20 protein-coding genes are annotated in these 19,861 nt (G+C 66.6%); 10 read left to right on the top strand and 10 right to left on the bottom strand.

What is annotated here, in order from left to right:
* The first annotated feature begins 84 nt into the window (after positions 1–84).
* A complete protein-coding gene (locus ACZ9CK_RS17555; protein ID WP_476050620.1) occupies positions 85–918 on the top strand; it encodes an IclR family transcriptional regulator in 834 nt (277 codons plus the stop codon).
* A gap of 225 nt (positions 919–1,143) precedes the next feature.
* On the opposite strand, the gene ACZ9CK_RS17550 is transcribed toward ACZ9CK_RS17555, so the two are convergent.
* Positions 1,144–1,707, bottom strand: coding sequence for a YdeI/OmpD-associated family protein (locus ACZ9CK_RS17550; RefSeq protein WP_476050619.1), 564 nt, complete (start codon positions 1,705–1,707; stop codon positions 1,144–1,146).
* A gap of 315 nt (positions 1,708–2,022) precedes the next feature.
* Here ACZ9CK_RS17550 and ACZ9CK_RS17545 point away from each other — a divergent pair, with 315 nt between their 5' ends.
* From ACZ9CK_RS17545 to ACZ9CK_RS17520, 6 genes are all read left to right on the top strand, one after another.
* On the top strand, positions 2,023–3,531 hold the full coding sequence (locus tag ACZ9CK_RS17545; RefSeq protein ID WP_476050618.1) for a fumarylacetoacetate hydrolase family protein: 1,509 nt from the start codon (positions 2,023–2,025) through the stop codon (positions 3,529–3,531).
* The gene (locus tag ACZ9CK_RS17540) at positions 3,524–4,207 is read left to right on the top strand and encodes a GntR family transcriptional regulator (RefSeq protein ID WP_426300788.1); all 684 of its coding nucleotides are present in this window, start codon (positions 3,524–3,526) and stop codon (positions 4,205–4,207) included. Before ACZ9CK_RS17545 ends, ACZ9CK_RS17540 begins: the two co-directional genes overlap by 8 nt.
* Before the next feature lie 14 nt (positions 4,208–4,221).
* Entirely contained in the window at positions 4,222–5,733 is a 1,512-nt protein-coding gene (hpaE, locus tag ACZ9CK_RS17535) for a 5-carboxymethyl-2-hydroxymuconate semialdehyde dehydrogenase (RefSeq protein WP_426300786.1), read from the top strand.
* Positions 5,734–5,853: 120 nt separating this feature from the next.
* Positions 5,854–6,945, top strand: a complete 1,092-nt coding sequence (gene hpaD, locus ACZ9CK_RS17530) for a 3,4-dihydroxyphenylacetate 2,3-dioxygenase (RefSeq protein WP_476050617.1) — start codon at positions 5,854–5,856, stop codon at positions 6,943–6,945.
* A 31-nt stretch (positions 6,946–6,976) separates the two neighbouring features.
* A complete protein-coding gene (gene hpaH, locus ACZ9CK_RS17525; protein ID WP_476050616.1) occupies positions 6,977–7,762 on the top strand; it encodes a 2-oxo-hept-4-ene-1,7-dioate hydratase in 786 nt (261 codons plus the stop codon).
* Entirely contained in the window at positions 7,747–8,568 is an 822-nt protein-coding gene (locus tag ACZ9CK_RS17520; protein WP_476050615.1) for an aldolase/citrate lyase family protein, read from the top strand. Before hpaH ends, ACZ9CK_RS17520 begins: the two co-directional genes overlap by 16 nt.
* Before the next feature lie 129 nt (positions 8,569–8,697).
* Here ACZ9CK_RS17520 and ACZ9CK_RS17515 read toward each other — a convergent pair whose 3' ends face one another.
* From ACZ9CK_RS17515 to purB, 7 genes are all read right to left on the bottom strand, one after another.
* Positions 8,698–10,122: a TrkH family potassium uptake protein gene (locus ACZ9CK_RS17515; RefSeq protein ID WP_426300778.1), complete on the bottom strand. Its 1,425-nt coding sequence runs from the start codon at positions 10,120–10,122 to the stop codon at positions 8,698–8,700.
* A 119-nt stretch (positions 10,123–10,241) separates the two neighbouring features.
* On the bottom strand, positions 10,242–10,601 hold the full coding sequence (locus ACZ9CK_RS17510; protein ID WP_476050614.1) for a nuclear transport factor 2 family protein: 360 nt from the start codon (positions 10,599–10,601) through the stop codon (positions 10,242–10,244).
* A gap of 39 nt (positions 10,602–10,640) precedes the next feature.
* On the bottom strand, positions 10,641–11,513 hold the full coding sequence (locus ACZ9CK_RS17505; RefSeq protein ID WP_476050613.1) for a transposase: 873 nt from the start codon (positions 11,511–11,513) through the stop codon (positions 10,641–10,643).
* Between the two features lie 49 nt (positions 11,514–11,562).
* Positions 11,563–11,997, bottom strand: coding sequence for an acyl-CoA thioesterase (locus tag ACZ9CK_RS17500; RefSeq protein WP_476050612.1), 435 nt, complete (start codon positions 11,995–11,997; stop codon positions 11,563–11,565).
* A gap of 69 nt (positions 11,998–12,066) precedes the next feature.
* Positions 12,067–12,570, bottom strand: a complete 504-nt coding sequence (locus tag ACZ9CK_RS17495; RefSeq protein WP_426300770.1) for a GNAT family N-acetyltransferase — start codon at positions 12,568–12,570, stop codon at positions 12,067–12,069.
* 164 nt (positions 12,571–12,734) lie between these two features.
* Positions 12,735–13,391 (bottom strand): histidine phosphatase family protein, encoded by a 657-nt coding sequence (locus ACZ9CK_RS17490; RefSeq protein ID WP_476050611.1) that lies wholly within the window; start codon positions 13,389–13,391, stop codon positions 12,735–12,737.
* Between the two features lie 182 nt (positions 13,392–13,573).
* Positions 13,574–15,013 carry an adenylosuccinate lyase gene (gene purB, locus ACZ9CK_RS17485; RefSeq protein WP_476050610.1) on the bottom strand — a complete coding sequence of 480 codons (1,440 nt, stop codon included), beginning with the start codon at positions 15,011–15,013 and terminating at the stop codon, positions 13,574–13,576.
* A gap of 204 nt (positions 15,014–15,217) precedes the next feature.
* On the opposite strand from purB, the gene ACZ9CK_RS17480 reads away from it, so the two are divergent.
* The gene (locus ACZ9CK_RS17480) at positions 15,218–15,523 is read left to right on the top strand and encodes a hypothetical protein (protein WP_426300764.1); all 306 of its coding nucleotides are present in this window, start codon (positions 15,218–15,220) and stop codon (positions 15,521–15,523) included.
* A gap of 14 nt (positions 15,524–15,537) precedes the next feature.
* Positions 15,538–17,007: an alpha/beta hydrolase family protein gene (locus tag ACZ9CK_RS17475; RefSeq protein ID WP_476050609.1), complete on the top strand. Its 1,470-nt coding sequence runs from the start codon at positions 15,538–15,540 to the stop codon at positions 17,005–17,007.
* A 101-nt stretch (positions 17,008–17,108) separates the two neighbouring features.
* Here ACZ9CK_RS17475 and ACZ9CK_RS17470 read toward each other — a convergent pair whose 3' ends face one another.
* Together ACZ9CK_RS17470 and ACZ9CK_RS17465 are read right to left on the bottom strand one after the other, a co-directional pair.
* Positions 17,109–17,957, bottom strand: coding sequence for a sulfurtransferase (locus tag ACZ9CK_RS17470; protein WP_426300760.1), 849 nt, complete (start codon positions 17,955–17,957; stop codon positions 17,109–17,111).
* Between the two features lie 147 nt (positions 17,958–18,104).
* Positions 18,105–18,533, bottom strand: a complete 429-nt coding sequence (locus tag ACZ9CK_RS17465) for a phage holin family protein (RefSeq protein ID WP_476050608.1) — start codon at positions 18,531–18,533, stop codon at positions 18,105–18,107.
* 76 nt (positions 18,534–18,609) lie between these two features.
* On the opposite strand from ACZ9CK_RS17465, the gene ACZ9CK_RS17460 reads away from it, so the two are divergent.
* Positions 18,610–19,728 (top strand): histidinol-phosphate transaminase, encoded by a 1,119-nt coding sequence (locus ACZ9CK_RS17460; RefSeq protein ID WP_476050607.1) that lies wholly within the window; start codon positions 18,610–18,612, stop codon positions 19,726–19,728.
* Positions 19,729–19,861: the final 133 nt, after the last annotated feature.

Below are 19,861 nucleotides of genomic sequence, written 5' to 3'. Positions count from 1 at the left end.
GCGCCGCTGCCGTAGCGCCTAGGATTGGTGTGGCAAACGACAGTCGGAGCAGCCGGTCCCGGACCGGCCAAAGCGGGAGCATTAATGGCAGCGGGACCTAGTACTGCGCAGGACGAAACTGCATCTGAAAAAGCCGTCGGCGAAGAGGAACAGGCCTCCGCGGAACCCCTTGACCTGACCAACAAATCCGTGGTCAAGGCGACGGTCCTGCTCGGCGAACTCGGCCGGCACCGCCAAGGAATCACTGTCACCGAAATTGCCCAGGCGGTCGGGATGACGCGGCCCACGGCCTTCCGCCTGCTCCTGAGCCTTGAACAGCGCGGTTTCGTGGCGCGCGTGGACAACCGCTACATGCTCGGCTGGCAGATGGCCCGACTCGGCCGCCTCGCCGATCCATATGCGGGAGTCGTCTCAAAGATCCAGCCGCTCCTGAACGAGTGCGCTGCCAAGTTCAACGAGACCATCACCTTCGTCATGGTAACGGGGGAGGCCAGCTATGACGTGGTGGCCGAGGCCTCGGGGGCGCGCTTTCTGAACGCCAGCGCCATGTGGGTGGGCAGGACCTACCCGATGCACGCCAGTGCGGCCGGCAAGGTGGTCCTCGCCGAGCTGAGCGACGAGCAAGTTGTCGCCGCCCTGCCAAAGCGGCTTGAGTCCTTCACCCCCAAGACCATCACCAGGCGGGACGCCCTCCTCGAGGAACTGCGCCGCGTGCGGGAACAGGGATACGCGATCCTCGACGACGAACTCGAGGAAGGCCTCTTCGTCATCGCCTGCCCCGTCCGGGATTCCGCAGGGCAGCTGCTCGGCGCGCTGACCGTGAATGGGCCAACGCAGCGGGTTAAGTCCGACGATCTGTCCGCCCTCGCAGGGCAACTGCAACTGACCGCAGACAAGGTGGCCGAAGCGCTGGCTTAGCGTTTGGCTTTTTGCGCTTTGGTGGCGCCCAGGATGTGCGTTCGTCCATAATGCGGAGCAACGTCTCGTCGTCCGGGCAGGGCTGGTCGTCGACGGGGCATATGCCCAGGGCGGCGGGTCCGTCCAGGCCTCCGGTATTTGACCTCCCAGGCGGGAACCCGTGTAAGTTCCAGCGTTCCGCCATCCTTCACGAGCTGCGGGCGGCCGACTGGTGCGTCTGTCAATTCATGCCCCGCCCGCCAGCTTCCCAACGACGCCGGCCAGCAGCTTCGCGCGCGACTCGGGGGTGCGCGCCTTGAGCAGGGGGAGGACCAGGGCGTAGCGCGCGGTTCGGCCCATTGCTTCGAAGGCGACGACGGCGGCCGGATTGGCCGCGATGGCCTTCGTGACGTCCTCGGGGATTTCCGCGGAGCGCTGGGATTCGTAGGCCGCGTCCCAGCGACCGTCGGCCTTGGCTGCCTCGATTTCGGCGAGCCCGCCCGGTTTCATGCGCCCCGAGGCAATCAGTGCCTCTGCCTTGCCGACGTTCACTCGCGACCAGGAGCTCCGCCGGCTGCGTTTCGAATAGCGCTGCAGGAAGGATTTCTCGTCGAAGCCCTTGCGCTGGCCGTCGATCCACCCGAAGCACAGGGCGCCGTCCAGGGCATCTTCAATGCCGAGCAGCGGTGCGCCGGAGTTCTTCTTCCCGATGAGCAGCCAGGCTTCGCTTTGCGCCGAGTGGTTTGCCGCCAGCCAGCCTTCCCACTCGGGACCGTCCTGGAACGCGAACGGTTCCGCTGTTGCGCCCATCTCAGGACTGCTTGGCCGCGAGGATGTCGAAGTCCTGGTACCAGGCCGCGGCGGCCTCGACGTCGTCGGCCCAAAAACTGATCGTGCTGAAACCCCTCAGGCTCAAAGCGATACCTTCCCCCGTTTGTTTGCCGGCCACGGTCAACGATGCCGGGGAACGCGCGGTGCGTCAACGGAACCGGGGCCGGCCCGGCAGAATGCCACTGCGCGTCCCCCGGCGTGACCAGGGGGTTGACGCAGCTCACATCCCGAGGCATAGTTTTCGTATACGATTTCGTACCTGATAGACACTCGACGACGAGGAGACGCGCGCTGATGGAAAACGTGCCGATGGAAGCCGGAACCCGGGAACTCAACCCGGAGCTGTTGGCCCGGACGCGCAAGGTGATCGCCGTCCACATCAACTACCCCAGCCGTGCCGCGCAGCGTGGCCGCACGCCGGAGCAGCCGTCATACTTCCTGAAGCCGGCGTCCTCCCTGGCGCTCGGAAGCACAAGCAACCCCGGCACCGTCGAGCGCCCGGCAGGCTGCGAGCTCCTTGGCTACGAAGGCGAAATCGCCCTCATCATTGGAAAGAATGCCCGCCGAGTGAGCCCCGAGGACGCCTGGGGCCATGTCGAGTGGGTCACGGCCAGCAACGACCTCGGCGTCTACGACCTCCGCTACGCGGACAAGGGCTCCAACCTCCGCTCCAAGGGCGGGGACGGCTTCACCCCGGTGGGTCCGGCACTTATCCCGGCCGCCGCCGTCGACCCCGACGCGCTGCGCATCCGCACCTGGCACAACGGCGAACTCGTCCAGGACGACACCACCGGGGACCTCCTCTTCCCCTTCGCGCGCCTCGTCGCGGACCTCTCGCAGCTCCTCACCCTGGAGCCGGGCGACATCATCCTCACCGGCACCCCCGCCGGCGCATCGGTCGCGGTGCCGGGGGACGTCGTCGAGGTTGAGGTCACCGGCCGTGACTTCAGCAGCGGCCGCCTGGCCACCGCCGTCGTGGAAGGCGCGACGCCGTTCGCCGCCTATGGTGCGCAGCCCAAGTCCGATGACACCCAGCGGGAGGAGGCGTACGGTTCGCGCGAAGCCGCCGGACTGTCGCCGGCTGGTGCTGAAGGTGCCAAGCCCGGGCTCGATCCGGAGCTGAAGAAGAAACTCGAGTCCGTCGCCACGGCCACCCTCTCCAGCCAGTTGCGCAAGCGCGGGCTGAACAACGTCAGCATCGACGGCCTGCAGGCCACCCGCCCGGACCGCCGCGTCGTCGGCCTGGCCCGCACCCTGCGCTACGTGCCCAACCGCGAGGACCTCTTCAAGACCCACGGCGGCGGGTTCAACGCCCAGAAACGCGCCGTCGAATCCGTCAACGAAGGCGACATCCTGGTCATGGAGGCCCGCGGCGAAAAGGGCACCGGCACCGTGGGCGACATCCTTGCCCTGCGCGCCCAGGTGCGTGGCGCGGCAGCGATCATCACCGACGGCGGCGTGCGGGACTACTCGGCCGTGGCCGGACTGGAGATCCCCACCTACTTCGCCAGCCGCCATCCTGCGGTGCTCGGCCGCCGCCACGTCCCCTGGGACACGGACATCACCATCGCCTGCGGCGGCACCACGGTGCAGCCGGGCGACATCATCGTGGCCGACGCAGACGGCATCCTGGTGATTCCGCCGGCCATCGCCGCGGAACTCGTGGACGAATGCATCGCCCAGGAACGCGAGGAAGCGTTCATCTTCCAGATGGTCGAGCAGGGCCACAGCGTTGACGGGCTTTTCCCGATGAATGCCGAATGGCGCGCCAAGTACGAGGAATGGGTGCAGGACAATGACTGAGACCGTCACGGGCAGCCTCGCCTCGGGCGAGAAGACGGGCAGCAAGTCCCAGCAGGCGTACGAAGCGGTGAAGGCCCGCATTGTGGACGGCGCCTATTCGCCGGGCTACCGCCTGGTGCTGGCCAAGATCGCCGAGGACCTGGGCTTCAGCGTGGTCCCGGTCCGCGAAGCCATCCGCCGCCTCGAAGCCGAAGGCCTGGTGACCTTCGAACGGAACGTCGGCGCCACCGTCTCAGGGATCGACCCCACCGAATACCTCTACACGATGCAGACCCTGAGCATCATCGAAGGGGCGGCCACGGCGTTGTCCGCGCCGTTGATCGATGCGGCATCGATTGCGCGGGCGCGTGCGGTCAACGAGGAGATGCGCGACTGCCTGGAGCACTTCGACCCCGTCCGCTTCACCCGGCTGAACCAGGACTTCCACAGCGTCCTGTTTGAACGCTGCCCCAATCCGCACATCCTGGACCTCGTCCACCGCGGCTGGAACCGGCTCGCCTCGCTGCGGTCCTCCACCTTCCGCTTCGTCCCCGGCCGCGCCCGGGATTCGGTCGAAGAGCACGAGGCGCTGCTCCGGCTGATCGAAAACAACGCCGACGCCGACACCATCGAGAAAGCCGCCCGCCGGCACCGCGCCGCCACCCTGGACGCCTACCTCGCCCAAGCCAACCACTAGACAGGACTTCAACGATGACGACCTCCGTAGAAACCAGCACACACTACGTTCCCGAAGAACTGCCCACCCACATCCAGCACTACATCAACGGCAAGTTCGTTGACTCCGTGTCCGGCAAGACCTTCGACGTCCTGGACCCGGTCTCCAACAAGAACTACGCCACCGCCGCCGCGGGCCAGAAGGAAGACATCGACCTCGCCGTCGCCGCCGCCCGCGAAGCCTTCGTCAACGGCCCGTGGCCGAAGATGAAGCCGCGCGAACGCGCCCGTGTGCTGAACCGGATCGCCGACGCCGTCGAGGCCCAGGAAGCCCGGCTCGCCGAGCTCGAGACCTTCGACACCGGCCTGCCGATCACCCAGGCCAAGGGCCAGGCGCTGCGCGCGGCGGAGAACTTCCGCTTCTTCGCGGACCTGATCGTGGCCCAGTTCGACGACGCCATGAAGGTCCCGGGCTCGCAGATCAACTACGTGAACCGCAAGCCGATCGGCGTCGCCGGCCTGATCACTCCGTGGAACACCCCGTTCATGCTCGAGTCCTGGAAGCTCGCCCCGGCCCTGGCCACCGGCAACACCGTGGTCCTCAAGCCGGCCGAATTCACCCCGCTCTCGGCGTCCCTCTGGGCGCAGATCTTCAAGGACGCGGGCCTGCCGGACGGCGTGTTCAACCTGGTCAACGGCCTCGGCGAAGAAGCCGGCGACGCCCTGGTGAAGCACCCGGACGTGCCGCTGATTTCCTTCACCGGCGAAACCACAACCGGCCAGACGATCTTCCGCAACGCGGCGGCCAACCTCAAGGGCCTGTCCATGGAGCTCGGCGGGAAGTCCCCGTGCGTGGTGTTCGCCGACGCCGACCTGGACGCCGCGATCGACTCCGCACTGTTTGGCGTCTTCTCCCTCAACGGCGAACGCTGCACCGCCGGCTCCCGCATCCTGGTAGAACGCGCCATCTACGACGAGTTCTGCGAAAAATACGCGGCCCGCGCCAAGAACATCGTGGTGGGCGACCCGCACGATCCCAAGACCCAGGTAGGCGCCCTGGTCCACCCCGAGCACTACGAAAAGGTGGCTTCCTACGTGGAGATCGGCAAGTCCGAAGGCCGGCTCCTGGCCGGCGGCGGCCGCCCCCGGCACCTCCCCGAAGGCAATTACATCGCACCCACGGTGTTTGCCGACGTCGCGCCTGACGCGCGGATCTTCCAGGAAGAGATCTTCGGTCCGGTCGTGGCAATCACCCCGTTCGAGAACGACGACGAAGCCCTCGCCCTGGCGAACAACACCAAGTACGGCCTGGCGGCCTACATCTGGACGCAGAACCTCACCCGGGCCCACAACTTCTCGCAGAACGTCGAGGCCGGCATGGTGTGGCTGAACAGCCACAACGTCCGCGACCTGCGCACCCCGTTTGGCGGCGTCAAGGCTTCGGGCCTGGGCCACGAAGGCGGCTACCGCTCCATCGACTTCTACACCGACCAGCAAGCCGTGCACATCACGCTCGGTTCGGTCCACACGCCGAAGTTCGGCGCCTGAGCCCGGCCGGCCCAACTAGCTCGCAATTGTGGTCGTTTTGAGGCTCCAAAACGACATCTACTGCGAGTCAGTTGGGCGGACGGCACCCAAACAGACCCCTTTCAACGAAGAGAGACCACCATGAGCAACGTCATCCCCAAGCCCTCCGTCCCGGCCCCGGACATCGTCCGCTGCGCGTACCTGGAACTCGTGGTCACGGACCTGGCCAAGTCCCGCGCGTTCTACGTGGACCTGCTGGGCCTGCACGTCACCGAAGAGGACGAGAACACCATCTACCTGCGCTCCTTCGAGGAGTTCATCCACCACAACCTCGTGCTCCGCAAGGGTCCGGTGGCCGCGGCCGCCGCCTTCGCCTACCGCGTGAAGTCCCCGGCCGAGGTGGACGCCGCCGAGGCGTACTACAAGGAACTGGGCTGCCGGGTGGAGCGCCGCAAGGAAGGCTTCACCAAGGGTGTGGGCGACTCCGTGCGCGTGGAGGACCCGCTGGGCTTCCCCTACGAGTTCTTCTACGAAGTGGAACACGTGGAGCGCCTCACCCAGCGCTATGACCTCTACTCTGCCGGTGAACTGGTGCGCCTGGACCACTTCAACCAGGTCACCCCGGACGTCCCGCGCGGCCGCAAGTACCTGGAGGACCTCGGCTTCCGCGTCTCGGAAGACATCAAGGACTCCGACGGCGTCACGTACGCCGCGTGGATGCACCGCAAGCAGACCGTGCACGACACCGCCCTGACCGGCGGCAACGGACCCCGCCTGCACCACATCGCCTTCTCCACGCACGAGAAGCACAACATCATCCAGATCTGCGACAAGATGGGCGCCCTGCGCATCAGCGACCGCATCGAGCGCGGCCCCGGCCGGCACGGCGTGTCCAACGCCTTCTACCTGTACATCCTGGACCCGGACGGGCACCGCGTGGAGATCTACACCCAGGACTACTACACCGGCGACCCGGACAACCCCACCGTCACCTGGGACGTCCACGACAACCAGCGCCGCGACTGGTGGGGCAACCCCGTGGTCCCGTCCTGGTACACCGAGGCCTCCCTGGTGCTGGACCTTGACGGCAACCCGCAGCCGGTCATCATCCGCGAGGACAAGAGCGAAATGGCCGTCACCGTGGGCGCCGACGGTTTCTCCTACACCCGCAAGGACGACGGCGGCACGCCGGGCACGGGCGTCGAAGGCTTCAAGCTGGGCGCGCAGGTCTAAGCTGCCTCGAACAGGCACGGAAGGGAAAGCGATGCTGGACGAGACAACGATCGAGGCCATCGCGGATGAGCTGGTGGCGGCAAGCCGGAACAGGACTCCGGTTCCGCGGCTGACCGCCCGCTACCCGGAGATGACGGTGGAGGATTCCTACGCCGTGCAGCAGCTCTGGCGGCGCCGGAACGAGGACACCGGGCGGACGCTGGTGGGCCGCAAGATCGGGCTCACGTCCAAGGCCATGCAGGCGGCCACGGGCATCACCGAACCGGACTACGGCGCCATTTTCGATGACATGGTGCTGGAAACCGGCTGCTCCGTGGAGTGGGAGCGGTACACGCACCCGCGGGTGGAGGTGGAGCTGGCGTTCGTGCTGAAGAACGACCTCACCGGGCCCGGCTGCTCCCTCTTCGATGTCCTGAACGCCACCGACTACGTGGTCCCGGCCCTCGAAATCCTGGATTCGAGGATCGAGATGGAGGGCCGGACCATCGTGGACACCATCGCGGATAACGCCGCCATGGGCGCCATGGTGCTGGGCGGCCGCCCGGTGCGGCCGGACGCCGTCGACCTCCGCTGGGTCTCGGCCATCCTCTACAAGAACCAGACCGTGGAGGAAACCGGCGTCGCGGCCGGCGTCCTGGACCACCCGGCCGCCGGCGTGCACTGGCTGGCCAACAAGATCGCCCCGCACGGAGACGGGCTGAAGGCCGGGGAGATCATCCTGGCCGGCTCCTTCACCCGCCCGCTCTGGGTCTACAAAGGGGACACCGTCCACGCCGACTACGGACCACTGGGAGCTGTGACATGCCGATTCGAGTAGAGCCAACGTTCAGCGACGCCCTCGCTGCGGCGGGCCGGCCTTTGGCCGGGATGTGGGTCTGCTCAGGCAGCCCGCTGATCGCGGAGATCTGCGCCGGCTCGGGCCTGGACTGGCTGCTGATCGACGCCGAACACAGCCCCAACGGGCTCGAATCCATCCTTGCCCAGCTCCAGGCCGTCAGTGGCTACCCGGTCCAGGCCGTGGTTCGGCCGCCGGTGAACGACACCGTCCTGATCAAGCAATACCTGGACCTGGGTGTGCAGAACCTGCTCATTCCCATGGTCAATTCGGCCGCGGAGGCGGAGGCCGCCGTCGTCGCCGTCCGCTACCCACCGCACGGGGTGCGCGGCGTCGGATCCGCTCTGGCGCGGGCCTCGCGCTGGAACCGGATCCCGGACTACCTCGCCCGGGCGTCGGAAACGGTCAGCGTGACGGTCCAGATCGAGTCGGAGGCCGCCGTTGCGGCGGTCGAGAACATTCTGGCGGTCGACGGCGTCGACGCGATCTTCATCGGCCCCTCAGACCTAGCTGCCTCCATGGGGCTGCTCGGCGAACAGGAGCATCCCGGGGTGCGGGCCGCCGTCGAACACTGCCTCGCCGCAGCGAAGGCCGCCGGCAAGCCCGCCGGCATCAACGCCTTCAACGAGGCAACAGCACGGGCCTACCTCGACGCCGGAGCGTCCTTCGTGCTGGTCGGCGCCGACGTCGCGATGCTCGCTCGGGGGACCGAAGCGCTCGCCGCGAAGTTCATTCCGGCTTCTGGTCAGGGCGAAGGGCCCGACGGCGGAGCGCGCCCGAGTTACTGAGCCGGGCTCCCGCTTCGGCGACGTTCCTTCCCGTTTGCTTTCGAGGGCACCGAGGCAGAGCCGCGGAAGTCCGGGGTCCTGCCGGGGACACGGTCCGCTATGAAGCAAAGCAACCGACCGGCCAAACCCCTACCCGATGATCGGCCGCTCCTCCGGCAGCCTGAACAACCGTGGGCGCGAGGACAGCGCCAAGGACGCGGCCACGGTGACGGAACCGAGGCGGCCGATGAACATGAGCGCCATCAGGACCCACTGGGCGCCGTCCGGCAGGTGGTAGGTGATACCGGTGCTGACCCCCACCGTGGCGAACGCCGAAATGGCTTCGAACAGCACCTTTTCCAGGCTGTAGTCGGTCAGCATGAGCAGCAGCATGGTTCCGCCGATCACCGCCGCGACGCCGAGCAGGGCAACGGTCAGCGCCTGCCGCTGCACGGTCGGGCTGATCGAGCGGTGGGCGATGGTCACTTGTTCGCGGCCCCGGACTTCGTTCCAGATGGCGAAGGCGAGGACCAGGAAGGTGGTGATCTTGATGCCGCCCGCGGTTCCCGCGCTTCCGCCGCCGATGAACATCAGGATGTCGGTGGTCATGAGGGTGTCCGACGACGCCGCCCCGTAGTCGATGCTGTTGAAGCCGGCCGTGCGCGGGAAGACGCTGCCGGCGAACGCGCCCAGGACCTTGCCGCCGGTGCTCAGCGGGCCCAGCGTTTCCGGCCGGTTCCATTCGAAGGCCGCGAACGCCACGAAACCAAGCACCAGGAGCAACAAGGTGCCGAAGACCGTCAGGCGGAGGTGCACCGTCCAGTCCTTGAGCCGGGTGCCCCTGAAGAGCTGGATGATCACGGGGAAACCGAGCCCGCCGGCAATCACGGCCAGGCAGAGGGGCACGATGATCCAGGGGTCTTCCGCGAAGCCCACGAGGTTGTCGCTGTACAGCGCGAACCCGGCGTTGTTGAACGCGGATACTGCGTGGAAGACGCCGTGCCAGACGGCGACGCCGGGGTTCTGGTCGTAGGCGAGCCAGAAGCGGACGGACAGGACGGCGGCGGTGGTTCCCTCGACCGCCAACATGATCCGCGCGACGCGGAACAGCACCGAGCGGACGTCGCCGAAGTTGAGGGTGTGGGTTTCCGACTGCGCCACCAGCTGGCCGCGCAGGCCGAGGCTCTTCCGCACGACCAGGGCCAGCAGGGTCGCGAGCGTCATGATCCCGAAGCCGCCCACCTGGATGAGTCCCAGGATCACCACGTGCCCGAACGGGGTCCAGAACGTGGCCGTATCCACGGTGACCAGCCCGGTGACGCAGACGGCGGACACGGCTGTGAAAAGGGGAGCGAGGCCGGGGTCGACGCCCAGGTCGGTCCGGGAGAACGGCAGCATCAGCAGGGCTGCGCCGATCAGGATCACCAGCAGGAACGCCAGGGGCAGGGAGCGCACGGGGTGCAGGAGCGCCCGGGCGATGGTGCTTTCCTTCTTCGCCCGGGGAACCTCGTCGCGCTGTTCCCGCGGCGCCTCATACCCGAGGCGCCCGGATGCCGGCTTCCGTGCTTTCGACATCGGTGATCCCCTCCGTTGGCCCTTCGGCGCAGGCGCATATCCGGCCGCATATCCGGCGCCCGGCGCTCACGGAGCCTAGCACCGCCCGGATTGGATGGAACGGAGTTTTTACGAAACCTTTACGCGTCTTTCCGCGGCATGTACCACTCGGTGAACTCCGTTGCCCGGCCGTCCGGGGCGAAGCGGATCACCCAGAGGTTGTCGTAGGTGGGCTGGCCGTTGAAGTAGGTGGTGAGGCCCTGGACGAAGGCCAGGTTGCCGTCCTGCCCCAGAAGGGTCCATTCGAAGGCCCAGGCATGCGGCATGTCGCCGGCGTCGATCCAGCCGTCCACGATTTCGGTATGTCCGCGCCACGGAGAGTCGGTGTCCGGCCGGGTGGCGTAGACCGCATCCTCGGTGAACAGTGCCTTGATGTCTTCGGGGTCGTTCGAGGTCCAGGCGGCGATGTATTTGTCCATCCAGGCGTTGACGTCGTTCATTCTTACGTTCTACGCCCGGCCCGTCCGGCCATCAAGGGTTCAGCCGCCTCCGGGCCCGGAGTAGCGATCCAGCCAGCGGCGGGCCTGCCCGGCGATGCGCCGCTTCTGCGCCGCAAGTTTGTCCGCGGCCTCGGCGGTGCGGCTCGCCCGGCGGGCGTCCTGCTCGGCCGTCGCCAGCTCTTCCTCCAGGGACGCGAGGCGCTCCCGGGTTTCCTTCAACGCAGCCTGGAGCTCCCGACGCCGGAACCTGGCCTCCGCTAGCGACCGCTCCGCCTCCGCGAGCTCCGCTTCCGCTTGCCCTGCCGCGCGCTCGGCGTCCTCGGCTTTGGCCCGCAGGCTCTCGCGGGCGCTCGTGTCGCCGTCGTCGGTCTTCACACGCGGGGCGGCCGGGGCGGCAGGAACCGCGCGGCCTTCAAGCGCCACCGCGCCGGACAGGTCGACAGCATCTACGCCGTCGCCCGACAAACCCCGCACCAGCAGGCCGCTCCGGACAGCCGCGGCGGCATCCGTGTCGCCGAGGGCAGCCCGCAGGGTCCCGGTGATGTCGCTTGCCGCGGCGTCGCTCAGCCGCACGCCGAGGCCGGCGGCGATTTCATCGGCCTTCCCGACGGCGGCAGCCAGCAGGTGGGGGCGTTGCTGTCCGAGTTCCCGCAGCCTGGCCGGGTCCAGTTCCGTTTGGGCGTCCCGCAGCGCGGCACCCAAGCCGAGCAGTTGCTCCAGTTCGGTGGCGCCGCTGCGTGCCAGCATGTTGATGGCCCAGGCGGCCGCCGAGGGCTTCGGCAACCGGCCGATCCGCGTCGCCAACGCGGCGTCGCCGGAAGCCTTCGCTTCCTTCGCACGCGCGCCGCGGGCGGCGATGAACTCGGCAGGCAGCAGCGCGTACAACTCCGCGGCCACTGTGCTCAGCTCCATGCGGGCATCTTAGCGGCACGGACTGGTAGCCGGAACGACGTCGGCGGGTTCAGTCCTGCTGCAGGGTCTGGGTCAGGTGGTGGGCCGGGATGCGGTCACGGTCGTAGGTGATCTCCGTGTAACCGTGCGGCTCAGGGTTGCCATCCTCGCCCAGGTTTACAAAGACGATCTCCTCGATGGTGAGGATGCTCCGGCGGGTGATCATGTTCCGCACTTCGGCCCGCATCGTCAAGGAAGTCCGGCCGAAGCGGGTGGCGGTGATGCCCAGTTCGATCAGGTCGCCCTGCACGGCCGAGCTCACGAAATTGATCTCGGAGATGTACTTGGTGACGGCCCGGCCGTTGCCCAGTTGGAGAATCGCGTAGATCGCCGCTTCCTCGTCGATCCATTTCAGCAGGCTTCCGCCGAACAGGGTGCCGTTGGCGTTCAGGTCCTCCGGGCGCACCCATTTACGGGTCCGGAACGTGATGTCTGCTTTTTCCATAGGGCGAGATTATCCGAGCCGCAGCCGGGAGCAGCCGCCGCCCACCGCTTTGCGCGGAAAATTAAGCCCTCAGGCCATCGCGGTGTGCGCGGCGCTGTGGGAATCGATGGCTTTGGAGTAGCAGCGGGACTCACTGACGCCGATGTACGGCCCGAAGTTGGCGACCGGCTCGAAGCCGGAACTTTCGTAGAAGCTGCGGCCGTCGGTCTGCGCCGAGCCCGCCTCCGCTGTGATCACCTGGAAGCCCCGCGAATGCGCCAGCCCTTCGAGGCTGGCCAGAATAGAACTGGCCACCCGGGACCCGCGGGCGTAGGGGACAACGTACAGACGCTTGATCTCCACGGTGCGGTCGTCCACGATCCGCAGCCCGCCGCAGCCCAGGGGTTGTCCGGAACACTTCTCGTACGCCACCACGAAGACCGCTGTATCGGCCTCCGATGGCGCCGGGCCAGGTTCGTGATCGGACGTGCCGAAACGGGAATCCAGTTCAGACTGCTGCGCCGCGCGGAGGTCTGCGCCCACGGGGTTTGCCCAGCTGACCTGACGGATGTTGAGCCGCGGGTTGGTCTGCATCGCTACCTCTTTCGCCGGAGGGGGTTATGCAAAACAAGCCTAGGAAGGAGCGGTTACCGCCGTGTTTCCTATGCGTAAGGGTCCGGAGAACTGCCGATGGACCCGGATCCGGGCGGCTTATCCGACCTCCGGGCTCATCCGAGTTCCGGCCCGGCCGGAAACGGCTATAGGGCTTCGCCGGTGGGGTCCTCCGCCGTCGGATCGGCCAGGGCCAGGCCGCCCACGGGAATGCGGTCCCAATGCAGCACGCTCCAGCCCGAGTCGGGGTCGCCCTCGAGCACTACGATTCCGGTGTTGGGCAGTTGGTGGGTTTCGGCGAAGAGGGTGTCGATGTCTTCGGCCCGCCGTCCTGCCCAGCATCGGATGGCCGCACCGTGGCTGACGATCGCCGCAGTCGAGTGGCCCGCGGCAACCACCTTGCTCACGGAAGCGTCGAAGCGATCGAAGAAGTCATGGCCGGTGAACGCGCCCGGCATCCGGACATCCAGATTCCCGTCGCTCCAGGCAAAGACGGTGCCCATGTAGCGCATATGCGATTCGTGGTCCGTTTTCTTTTCCAGGGCCCCGGCTTCGATCTCATGGACGCCGTCCAGGATGACCGGTTCGAGGCCGATTGCCTGGGCCAGCGGTGCGGCGGTGAGCTGGGTCCGCAGGAGCGTTGAAGTGTAGAGGCCTTCGATGTCTTCATCCGCCAGGGCCCGGGGCAGCGCGGCGGCCTGGCGGACGCCGAGTTCGGTCAGCCCGGGGCCGGGAAACGCGGTGTCCAGCTGGCCCAGGACATTGCCGGGGGTCTGGCCGTGACGGATAAGCAATAGCCTCATGCTGGCACCTTACTAGCCGGGCCGGACATCCCGGCAGGAGGCGGTCCTTCGGAAGACGACGGCGGCGCAAAAAACGACGACGGCGGGCCGGGACGCCCCTGTTTGTGAGGCTGTGTCCCTGCCCGCCGCCGTCGTGATGCTGCCCGCGAACGGCCGCCGCTTGCGCGGCTTCCGGCTGCGTCCTACTTGAGGTGATCGACCAGTTCGTCCGCGATGCCGGTGTAGCCGCCCGGGGTGAGCGCCAGCAGGCGCGCTTCGGCGTCAGCCGAAAGGCCCAGACTGGAGACGAACTCCTGCATGCGCGCGGCATCCACGCGGTGTCCCCGGGTGAGGTCCTTCAGGCGCTCGTAGGGGTTCTCCATCCCCGGGACGCCGGCGATTGCCTCGGCACGCATCACCATCTGGATGGCTTCGCCCAGGACTTCCCAGTTGGTGTCGAGGTCTCCGGCGAGCACGTCCCCAGCGACGTCGAGGGCCTTCAGGCCCTTCGCGACGTTCGAAATGGCCAGCAGGGAGTGGCCGAATGCCACGCCGATGTTGCGCTGCGAAGAGGAATCCGTGAGGTCGCGCTGCCAGCGGGAGGTGACCAGCGTGGCGGCGAGGGTGTCCAGCAGGCCGTTGGAGATTTCCAGGTTCGCCTCGGCGTTTTCGAAGCGGATGGGGTTGACCTTGTGCGGCATGGTGGACGAGCCCGTGGCGCCGGCAACCGGAATCTGGCGGAAGTAGCCGATGGAGATGTAGCTCCAGATGTCCGTGCAGACGTTGTGCAGGATCCGGTTGAAGCGCGCGATGTCGGAGTACAGCTCGGCCTGCCAGTCGTGGCTTTCGATCTGGGTGGTGAGCGGATTCCAGGTAAGCCCCAGGCCTTCGACGAAGGACTTGGATACGGCCTGCCAGTCGGCGCCCGGAACCGAGGCGACGTGCGCGGCGTACGTTCCGGTGGCGCCGTTGATCTTGCCCAGATATTCGGTCTTCGCGATCCGGACGAGCTGGCGACCCAGACGGTGGGCGATCACGGCCAGTTCCTTGCCCAGCGTGGTGGGGGTAGCCGGCTGTCCGTGGGTGCGCGAAAGCATCGGCACGGAGCGGTTTTCCTCGGCCATGGCCTCGATCTGCTGTACCAGCGCGCGGGCCGACGGCAGCCAGACGTCCTCCACGGCGCCCTTGACGCCCAAGGCGTAGGAAAGGTTGTTGATGTCCTCGGAGGTGCAGCCGAAGTGCACCATCGCGGTCAGGTTCTCGATGCCGACGGCCGGGAGCCGGCGGCTGATGTAGTACTCAACGGCCTTGACGTCGTGGACCGTAACGGCTTCGATCTCGGCCAGTTCGGCCACAGCGGCGGCGTCGAATTCGGTGACGATGCTGCGCAGCTTTTCCTGCTGTTCGGCGGTCAGGGGGCCCGCGCCGGGCAGCACGCTGTTGCTGGTCAGGTGGATGAGCCATTCGACCTCAACGGCCACGCGGTCGCGGTTGAGGGCGGCCTCGGACAGGTAATCGACCAGCGGCGCGATAGCGGACTGGTAACGGCCGTCCAGGGGGCCGAGGGCGATCTGTTCCGGCGAAGCGGCGAGGGCCAGGCGTCCGGAGGGCGTACGGGTAACAGCGGCGGCGGTTTCAGGCATGGGCCAATTCTTTCATGAACTCCAGCCCGCGCCTTAAGCGGACCCTGCTATGTGAATACCGCCACGGACTGTCCTCCACAGCGGCGTTGCGGGCCTTTTTCCACATAGCGCCCGACGGCGGTTCCGCGCCCCGGGTGCGCGGCCGTAGTTTCGGTGCATCAGGGCAGGCAGCCCGGTGCCCGGGTGAGGAGACAGGAGCTGAACATGGGCAACACGTTGATTGCGGCGGAAGCCGCGTTTGATCCGGGGCGATGGGCCCCGCAGGAAGTCGACGCACGGCAACTCGCCACACGGGTGGCACGGTGTGCGGATGAAGCGGACGCCGCGTTGTCGCAGCTTGGACAGGTCCAGATGGGGCAATGGCAGTCGGCTGCGGGCAGGGCTTATCGAAACGTCCTTGCCATCCGCCTGGTCGAACTGCGGCGGGCACGCGATGCCTTGCGGGAGGCTTCCGTCATGGTGATGCACCAGGCGGCGAAGGTGGCCGTTCCGGCAGGGCCGGGCTACTGATGCCCGGCGTGCGCATGGAGGACGATGGCCCGCTCCGGCCCGTGGAACCGCCGGTGGACGGCTTCCTGAGGGTCCGCGGCGGTGTGGGCGGAATCGGCTTCCAGTTCGAGGAGCTTCTGGCCGGAGCCAATGCGCTGGATGGCGTCGTGCAGAAGCTCGATGCCGTTGTCATGGAAGCCGACGCAGTCCGCCGGGAGCTCTTCCTCTCGGAGCTGCAGGCTTACACGAGTGGCGACCCGGCAATCGTCGCCGTTGGTGCTGGGGTGCAGGAAGTGACCCGGGTCCGTGACGCGATCCGGAACACCGGCGAGCAGGTCCGGGCGAGCCATCGCGAATACGAGTACACCGAGGCATGGAACGCGATTGCCCTGCGTGTGGGCCTGATCCATCCTCCCCAGGTGGAGGCGGGCATGCTGTTCGTCGGGGGCGCAGGAACGCATCTTGGGGACCGGGACCGCGCCGAGCACCTCGTGGCCCAGGCGCCGCTGATTGTGGGCTCCTTGCTCGGTAGCGCGATACCGGGGCCCCTGTGGGGGACGGTGACGGCGCTGCTGGCGGGCCAGACGGACGTCAGGGCCATTCTCCGCACCATCGTGGCCGTGCCCGAGCTGGCGCACCTGAAGCCGCGGCCTGTCACGGTCCAGAAAGTGGGAACAACCGAGGAAGCCGTCGACACCTCGTTGCCGGGCCTGCTGCGCCGGACCGAAGGGCTGCACAGCGAAGGGCCGGGAGAAATCGCCGTGATCAAAGTGCCGCAGGGCGGGAATGATGAGAAGAGCACGTGGGTGGTGCTGGTTCCCGGAACGCAGGAGGGGGACCCGCCCGGCGGGAGCAATCCGATCGACGAAGGCGGGATCTTCGACGCCCTCGGCTACGATTCCGCCTACCTCGCGCCTGCCATCCGGGAGGCGCTGCGGGAGGCGGGTGCCACGGCCGGGGAACAGGTCGTGGCAGTTGGTCACAGTCAGGGTGGTGTCCACGCGATGAATCTGGCGGCCAACAAAGCTTTCCTGGCCGAATACGACCTCAAATACGTCCTCACGGCCGGGTCCCCCGTCGGCGGCATCAACCCCGAACCCGGAATCACCAGCCTGCATCTGGAACACAGCCAGGATTGGGTTCCGGGGTGTGACGGAGTGCCCAATGCCGACACCAAGGACCGGGTGACGGTGACACTCGAGAACCAGGTCCAGACTGCGCCGGGAAAAGACGCGGGCCTCGGCCCGGGGCACAGCCTGGAGAACTACGCGGAGGCCGCGGAACGGGTCGCCGCGAGTCGCGACCCGTCCCTTATGGCATCCACCGCCGCGCTCGCGGGCGTACTCGGGACCGGCGGCGCGGCGGCCGCGACCGGGTCCAAACTGCCCAAGCCGACCGTGACCAGGTTCAAGCTCACCCGCGAGGCGATGCCCGCAGCGTCTCCACCGCCGCAACGGGAACGCCCCCGGGTTCCGGAGAACCGCTCGGAGGCGGGGTGGCGTTGAGAACCGTCGTTGAAGGCCGCCGCGGCTGCTCAGCTACCCACCATTGCCGGGGACTTACAGACCGGCGGCTATGCCAGTCGTCCAGGACCAGGAACCGCGGCTCACAGTCTGCCTCCCGAGTGCCCGGTTCCCGTCTCCACAGGAAGGTCCGAGGCATGTCCGTACTGCGACCAGCCGCCGACGAACAAGCGCCCGCGATCCATGCCCAAGAGCTCCATGACGAGGAGATTGTGGCACGCGGTAACCCCGGAACCGCAGTAAGAGATGACGTTCCGGGCAGTTTCAACTCCTGCGGCCCGAAAGTTTTCAATCAGCTTTCCAGGCTGGGAAAGTCTTCCATCAGACTCCAGGTTCTCGCGACAGGGAACACTCACAGCCCCCGGAATATGGCCTGGCCGGGGATCTATAGGGTCTTGTTTGCCCTCGAACCTGTCACGGTTGCGGGCATCGATAACAAAGGCACCTTCGGCCGTCGTTTCCTCGATGTCAGCCAAGAACTCGGACGGCCACGGACGCGGGGTGAAATCATCCGGGTGACGGCCGGCGACTCCGGTCTCGAGCTCCCCCTGGTAGCCGTTGATTCCACCATCCAGGACGGCCGCCGAGTGCCCAAGGCTCCGCAGCATCCATACGAGGCGAGCGGCAATCACGCCGCCCGCGTCATCGTAGGCAACCACCATGTCATCATCACCGATGCCAGCCCTGCCCATGCCCTCGGCAAATACTCGAGGGTCGGGCAAGGGATTCCTGCCCCGCTCGGGCGAAGCCGGCCCTGATAGCCACTCATCCAGATCGACGAACACCGCTCCCGGCAAATGCCCGGACTCATACGCCGCAAATCCGGAAGCGCCGTCAAGATACCAGCGAGTGTCGACGATAACCACCCGCACCCAATGCTGTTCGAGCCACTGCTGGCTCACGAAAGGCTGCGAAAGAAGCGTAGAAATCATGGAACTATTCAACCGTCGTCTCGTTATCTGAGACATTTCATATCAAATAATGGACGCGGGTGGTTCGAATGCGGACCGTTGCCCCTAGCTGCTCCCGGTGGCAGAACAACTCTCAGCGTCATCCCGGCTCCGCCTGCCAGGGTGCGGTCAGCGCCGGCGGGCTCCGGGGATGCGATTGGCCACCACGGAAATCACGCTGATGATGATGGCTGCGAGGACCGCGGTCCAGAAGAAGGAATCGATGGTCAGGTGCACGGGCGTGTAGCTGCTGAGCCAGGCGGTGAGGTAGAGCATCGCGGCGTTGATGATGATCGTGAACAGGCCCAGCGTCAGGATGGTGATGGGAAGGGACAGCAGCTTCACGAGGGGGCGGACAAAGGCATTGACGATTCCGAAAATCAGGCCGATGAACAAGTAGGCAAGGATGATGCCCACGGTCTCACCGCCCTGGGTGATGCCGGCATTGTTGACGGCGTTGCTGGCGGCAGCCGTGGAAATATCCAGGCCGGGAAGAATCCAGCTGGCCACCCAGAGGGCCAGGCCATTGATCAGGACACGGACGATGAATGCACCCATGGGCCCATGCTTTCACACAGGGCGGCAAGGAGTGTCCACCCGGGCCCCGAAAATGCCGACCAGTAGGCTTGGAATCATGACTTCTCCTGATATGGCACAGGAGGGCGTTCGGCCCCGCCCGGTGGTCGGCAGCCTTCCCAAGTACGCCGCCGGAAAACCGCCTGCGGCGATTGAGGGTTTGACCAGCTACAAGCTGTCCTCGAACGAGAACCCGCTGCCTCCCATTCCTGCGGTACTGGAGGCGATCGCCGATCAGAGCGACATCAACCGCTACCCGGATCCACTTGCCACCAAGCTGCGCACGGCGCTCGCGGATTTCCTGGGTGTCCCCGCTGACGATGTCGTCACCGGCGCCGGAAGCCTGGGTGCCCTGAACCAGATCCTCGCCGCCTTCGCCGGGCAGAACGCCGACGGCAAGGCAGACGAAGTGATTTACGCCTGGCGTTCCTTTGAGGCATACCCCATCTGCGTCGGACTGGCAGGAGCAGAGGGTGTCAGGATTCCGCTGCTGCCCGACGGGCGGCACGATCTTGAAGCCATGGCGGCCGCCGTCACCGTGCGTACCAAGGTCATCCTGCTGTGCACGCCGAACAACCCCACCGGCCCGATCCTCAAGGCAGAGGAAACGGAGCGTTTCATCCGGTCCGTCCCGGCCGGCGTCGTCGTTGTCATTGACGAGGCATATCAGGAGTTCGTCCGCGACCCGGACGCGGTGGACGGCATCAAGCTGTACCGGAAGTACCCGAACGTCGTCGTACTCCGCACCTTCTCCAAGGCGCACGGCCTCGCCGGGCTCCGCGTGGGCTACAGCGTCGCCGGCCCGGACATCACGCAGCACCTTCGTGTCGCCGCCACTCCGTTCGCGGTATCCCAGATTGCCGAACGCGCCGCCGTCACGTCCCTGGCACACTTCGATGAGGTGGTGGACCGGGTGCAGGGCCTCGTTGACGAGCGCGACCGCGTTGTCGCCGGCCTGCGGGAACTCGGCTGGTTTGTTCCGGAAGCGCAGGGGAACTTCGTATGGCTCAACCTGGGGGAGCACAGCACAGGGTTCGCGGAACTGGCCGGGGAACGCGCATTGTCGGTCCGTGCCTTCGCCAATGAGGGGGTCCGTGTCAGCATCGGAGAAGTCGAGGCGAACACCCGGTTCCTGGAACTCTGTGGCGGGTACACAAATGCGCCGCGGCCTTTGTAGGGATTAACAAATGTCTTTGGGTCCCTTACTGAGGATAAAGTAAGGGACGGCAAGCCAAATATTCCATTTGGGGAATGTATTCCCCAAATGGAATATATCAGCGAAAAGAATGCTCAGCGTCGGCTGCGGCAGG

The sequence above is a fragment of the Arthrobacter sp. TE26545 genome, assembly GCF_056279005.1.
This window is presented reverse-complemented; position numbering and strand designations above follow the sequence as displayed.

What these genes read in the sequence shown, in the direction of transcription:
- ACZ9CK_RS17555 (WP_476050620.1), top strand. Translation starts at nt 85, where the DNA reads ATGGCAGCGGGACCTAGTACTGCGCAGGACGAAACTGCATCTGAAAAA.
- ACZ9CK_RS17550 (WP_476050619.1), bottom strand. Translation starts at nt 1,707, where the DNA reads ATGGGCGCAACAGCGGAACCGTTCGCGTTCCAGGACGGTCCCGAGTGG.
- ACZ9CK_RS17545 (WP_476050618.1), top strand. Translation starts at nt 2,023, where the DNA reads ATGGAAAACGTGCCGATGGAAGCCGGAACCCGGGAACTCAACCCGGAG.
- ACZ9CK_RS17540 (WP_426300788.1), top strand. Translation starts at nt 3,524, where the DNA reads ATGACTGAGACCGTCACGGGCAGCCTCGCCTCGGGCGAGAAGACGGGC.
- hpaE (WP_426300786.1), top strand. Translation starts at nt 4,222, where the DNA reads ATGACGACCTCCGTAGAAACCAGCACACACTACGTTCCCGAAGAACTG.
- hpaD (WP_476050617.1), top strand. Translation starts at nt 5,854, where the DNA reads ATGAGCAACGTCATCCCCAAGCCCTCCGTCCCGGCCCCGGACATCGTC.
- hpaH (WP_476050616.1), top strand. Translation starts at nt 6,977, where the DNA reads ATGCTGGACGAGACAACGATCGAGGCCATCGCGGATGAGCTGGTGGCG.
- ACZ9CK_RS17520 (WP_476050615.1), top strand. Translation starts at nt 7,747, where the DNA reads ATGCCGATTCGAGTAGAGCCAACGTTCAGCGACGCCCTCGCTGCGGCG.
- ACZ9CK_RS17515 (WP_426300778.1), bottom strand. Translation starts at nt 10,122, where the DNA reads ATGTCGAAAGCACGGAAGCCGGCATCCGGGCGCCTCGGGTATGAGGCG.
- ACZ9CK_RS17510 (WP_476050614.1), bottom strand. Translation starts at nt 10,601, where the DNA reads ATGAACGACGTCAACGCCTGGATGGACAAATACATCGCCGCCTGGACC.
- ACZ9CK_RS17505 (WP_476050613.1), bottom strand. Translation starts at nt 11,513, where the DNA reads ATGGAGCTGAGCACAGTGGCCGCGGAGTTGTACGCGCTGCTGCCTGCC.
- ACZ9CK_RS17500 (WP_476050612.1), bottom strand. Translation starts at nt 11,997, where the DNA reads ATGGAAAAAGCAGACATCACGTTCCGGACCCGTAAATGGGTGCGCCCG.
- ACZ9CK_RS17495 (WP_426300770.1), bottom strand. Translation starts at nt 12,570, where the DNA reads ATGCAGACCAACCCGCGGCTCAACATCCGTCAGGTCAGCTGGGCAAAC.
- ACZ9CK_RS17490 (WP_476050611.1), bottom strand. Translation starts at nt 13,391, where the DNA reads ATGAGGCTATTGCTTATCCGTCACGGCCAGACCCCCGGCAATGTCCTG.
- purB (WP_476050610.1), bottom strand. Translation starts at nt 15,013, where the DNA reads ATGCCTGAAACCGCCGCCGCTGTTACCCGTACGCCCTCCGGACGCCTG.
- ACZ9CK_RS17480 (WP_426300764.1), top strand. Translation starts at nt 15,218, where the DNA reads ATGGGCAACACGTTGATTGCGGCGGAAGCCGCGTTTGATCCGGGGCGA.
- ACZ9CK_RS17475 (WP_476050609.1), top strand. Translation starts at nt 15,538, where the DNA reads ATGGAGGACGATGGCCCGCTCCGGCCCGTGGAACCGCCGGTGGACGGC.
- ACZ9CK_RS17470 (WP_426300760.1), bottom strand. Translation starts at nt 17,957, where the DNA reads ATGATTTCTACGCTTCTTTCGCAGCCTTTCGTGAGCCAGCAGTGGCTC.
- ACZ9CK_RS17465 (WP_476050608.1), bottom strand. Translation starts at nt 18,533, where the DNA reads ATGGGTGCATTCATCGTCCGTGTCCTGATCAATGGCCTGGCCCTCTGG.
- ACZ9CK_RS17460 (WP_476050607.1), top strand. Translation starts at nt 18,610, where the DNA reads ATGACTTCTCCTGATATGGCACAGGAGGGCGTTCGGCCCCGCCCGGTG.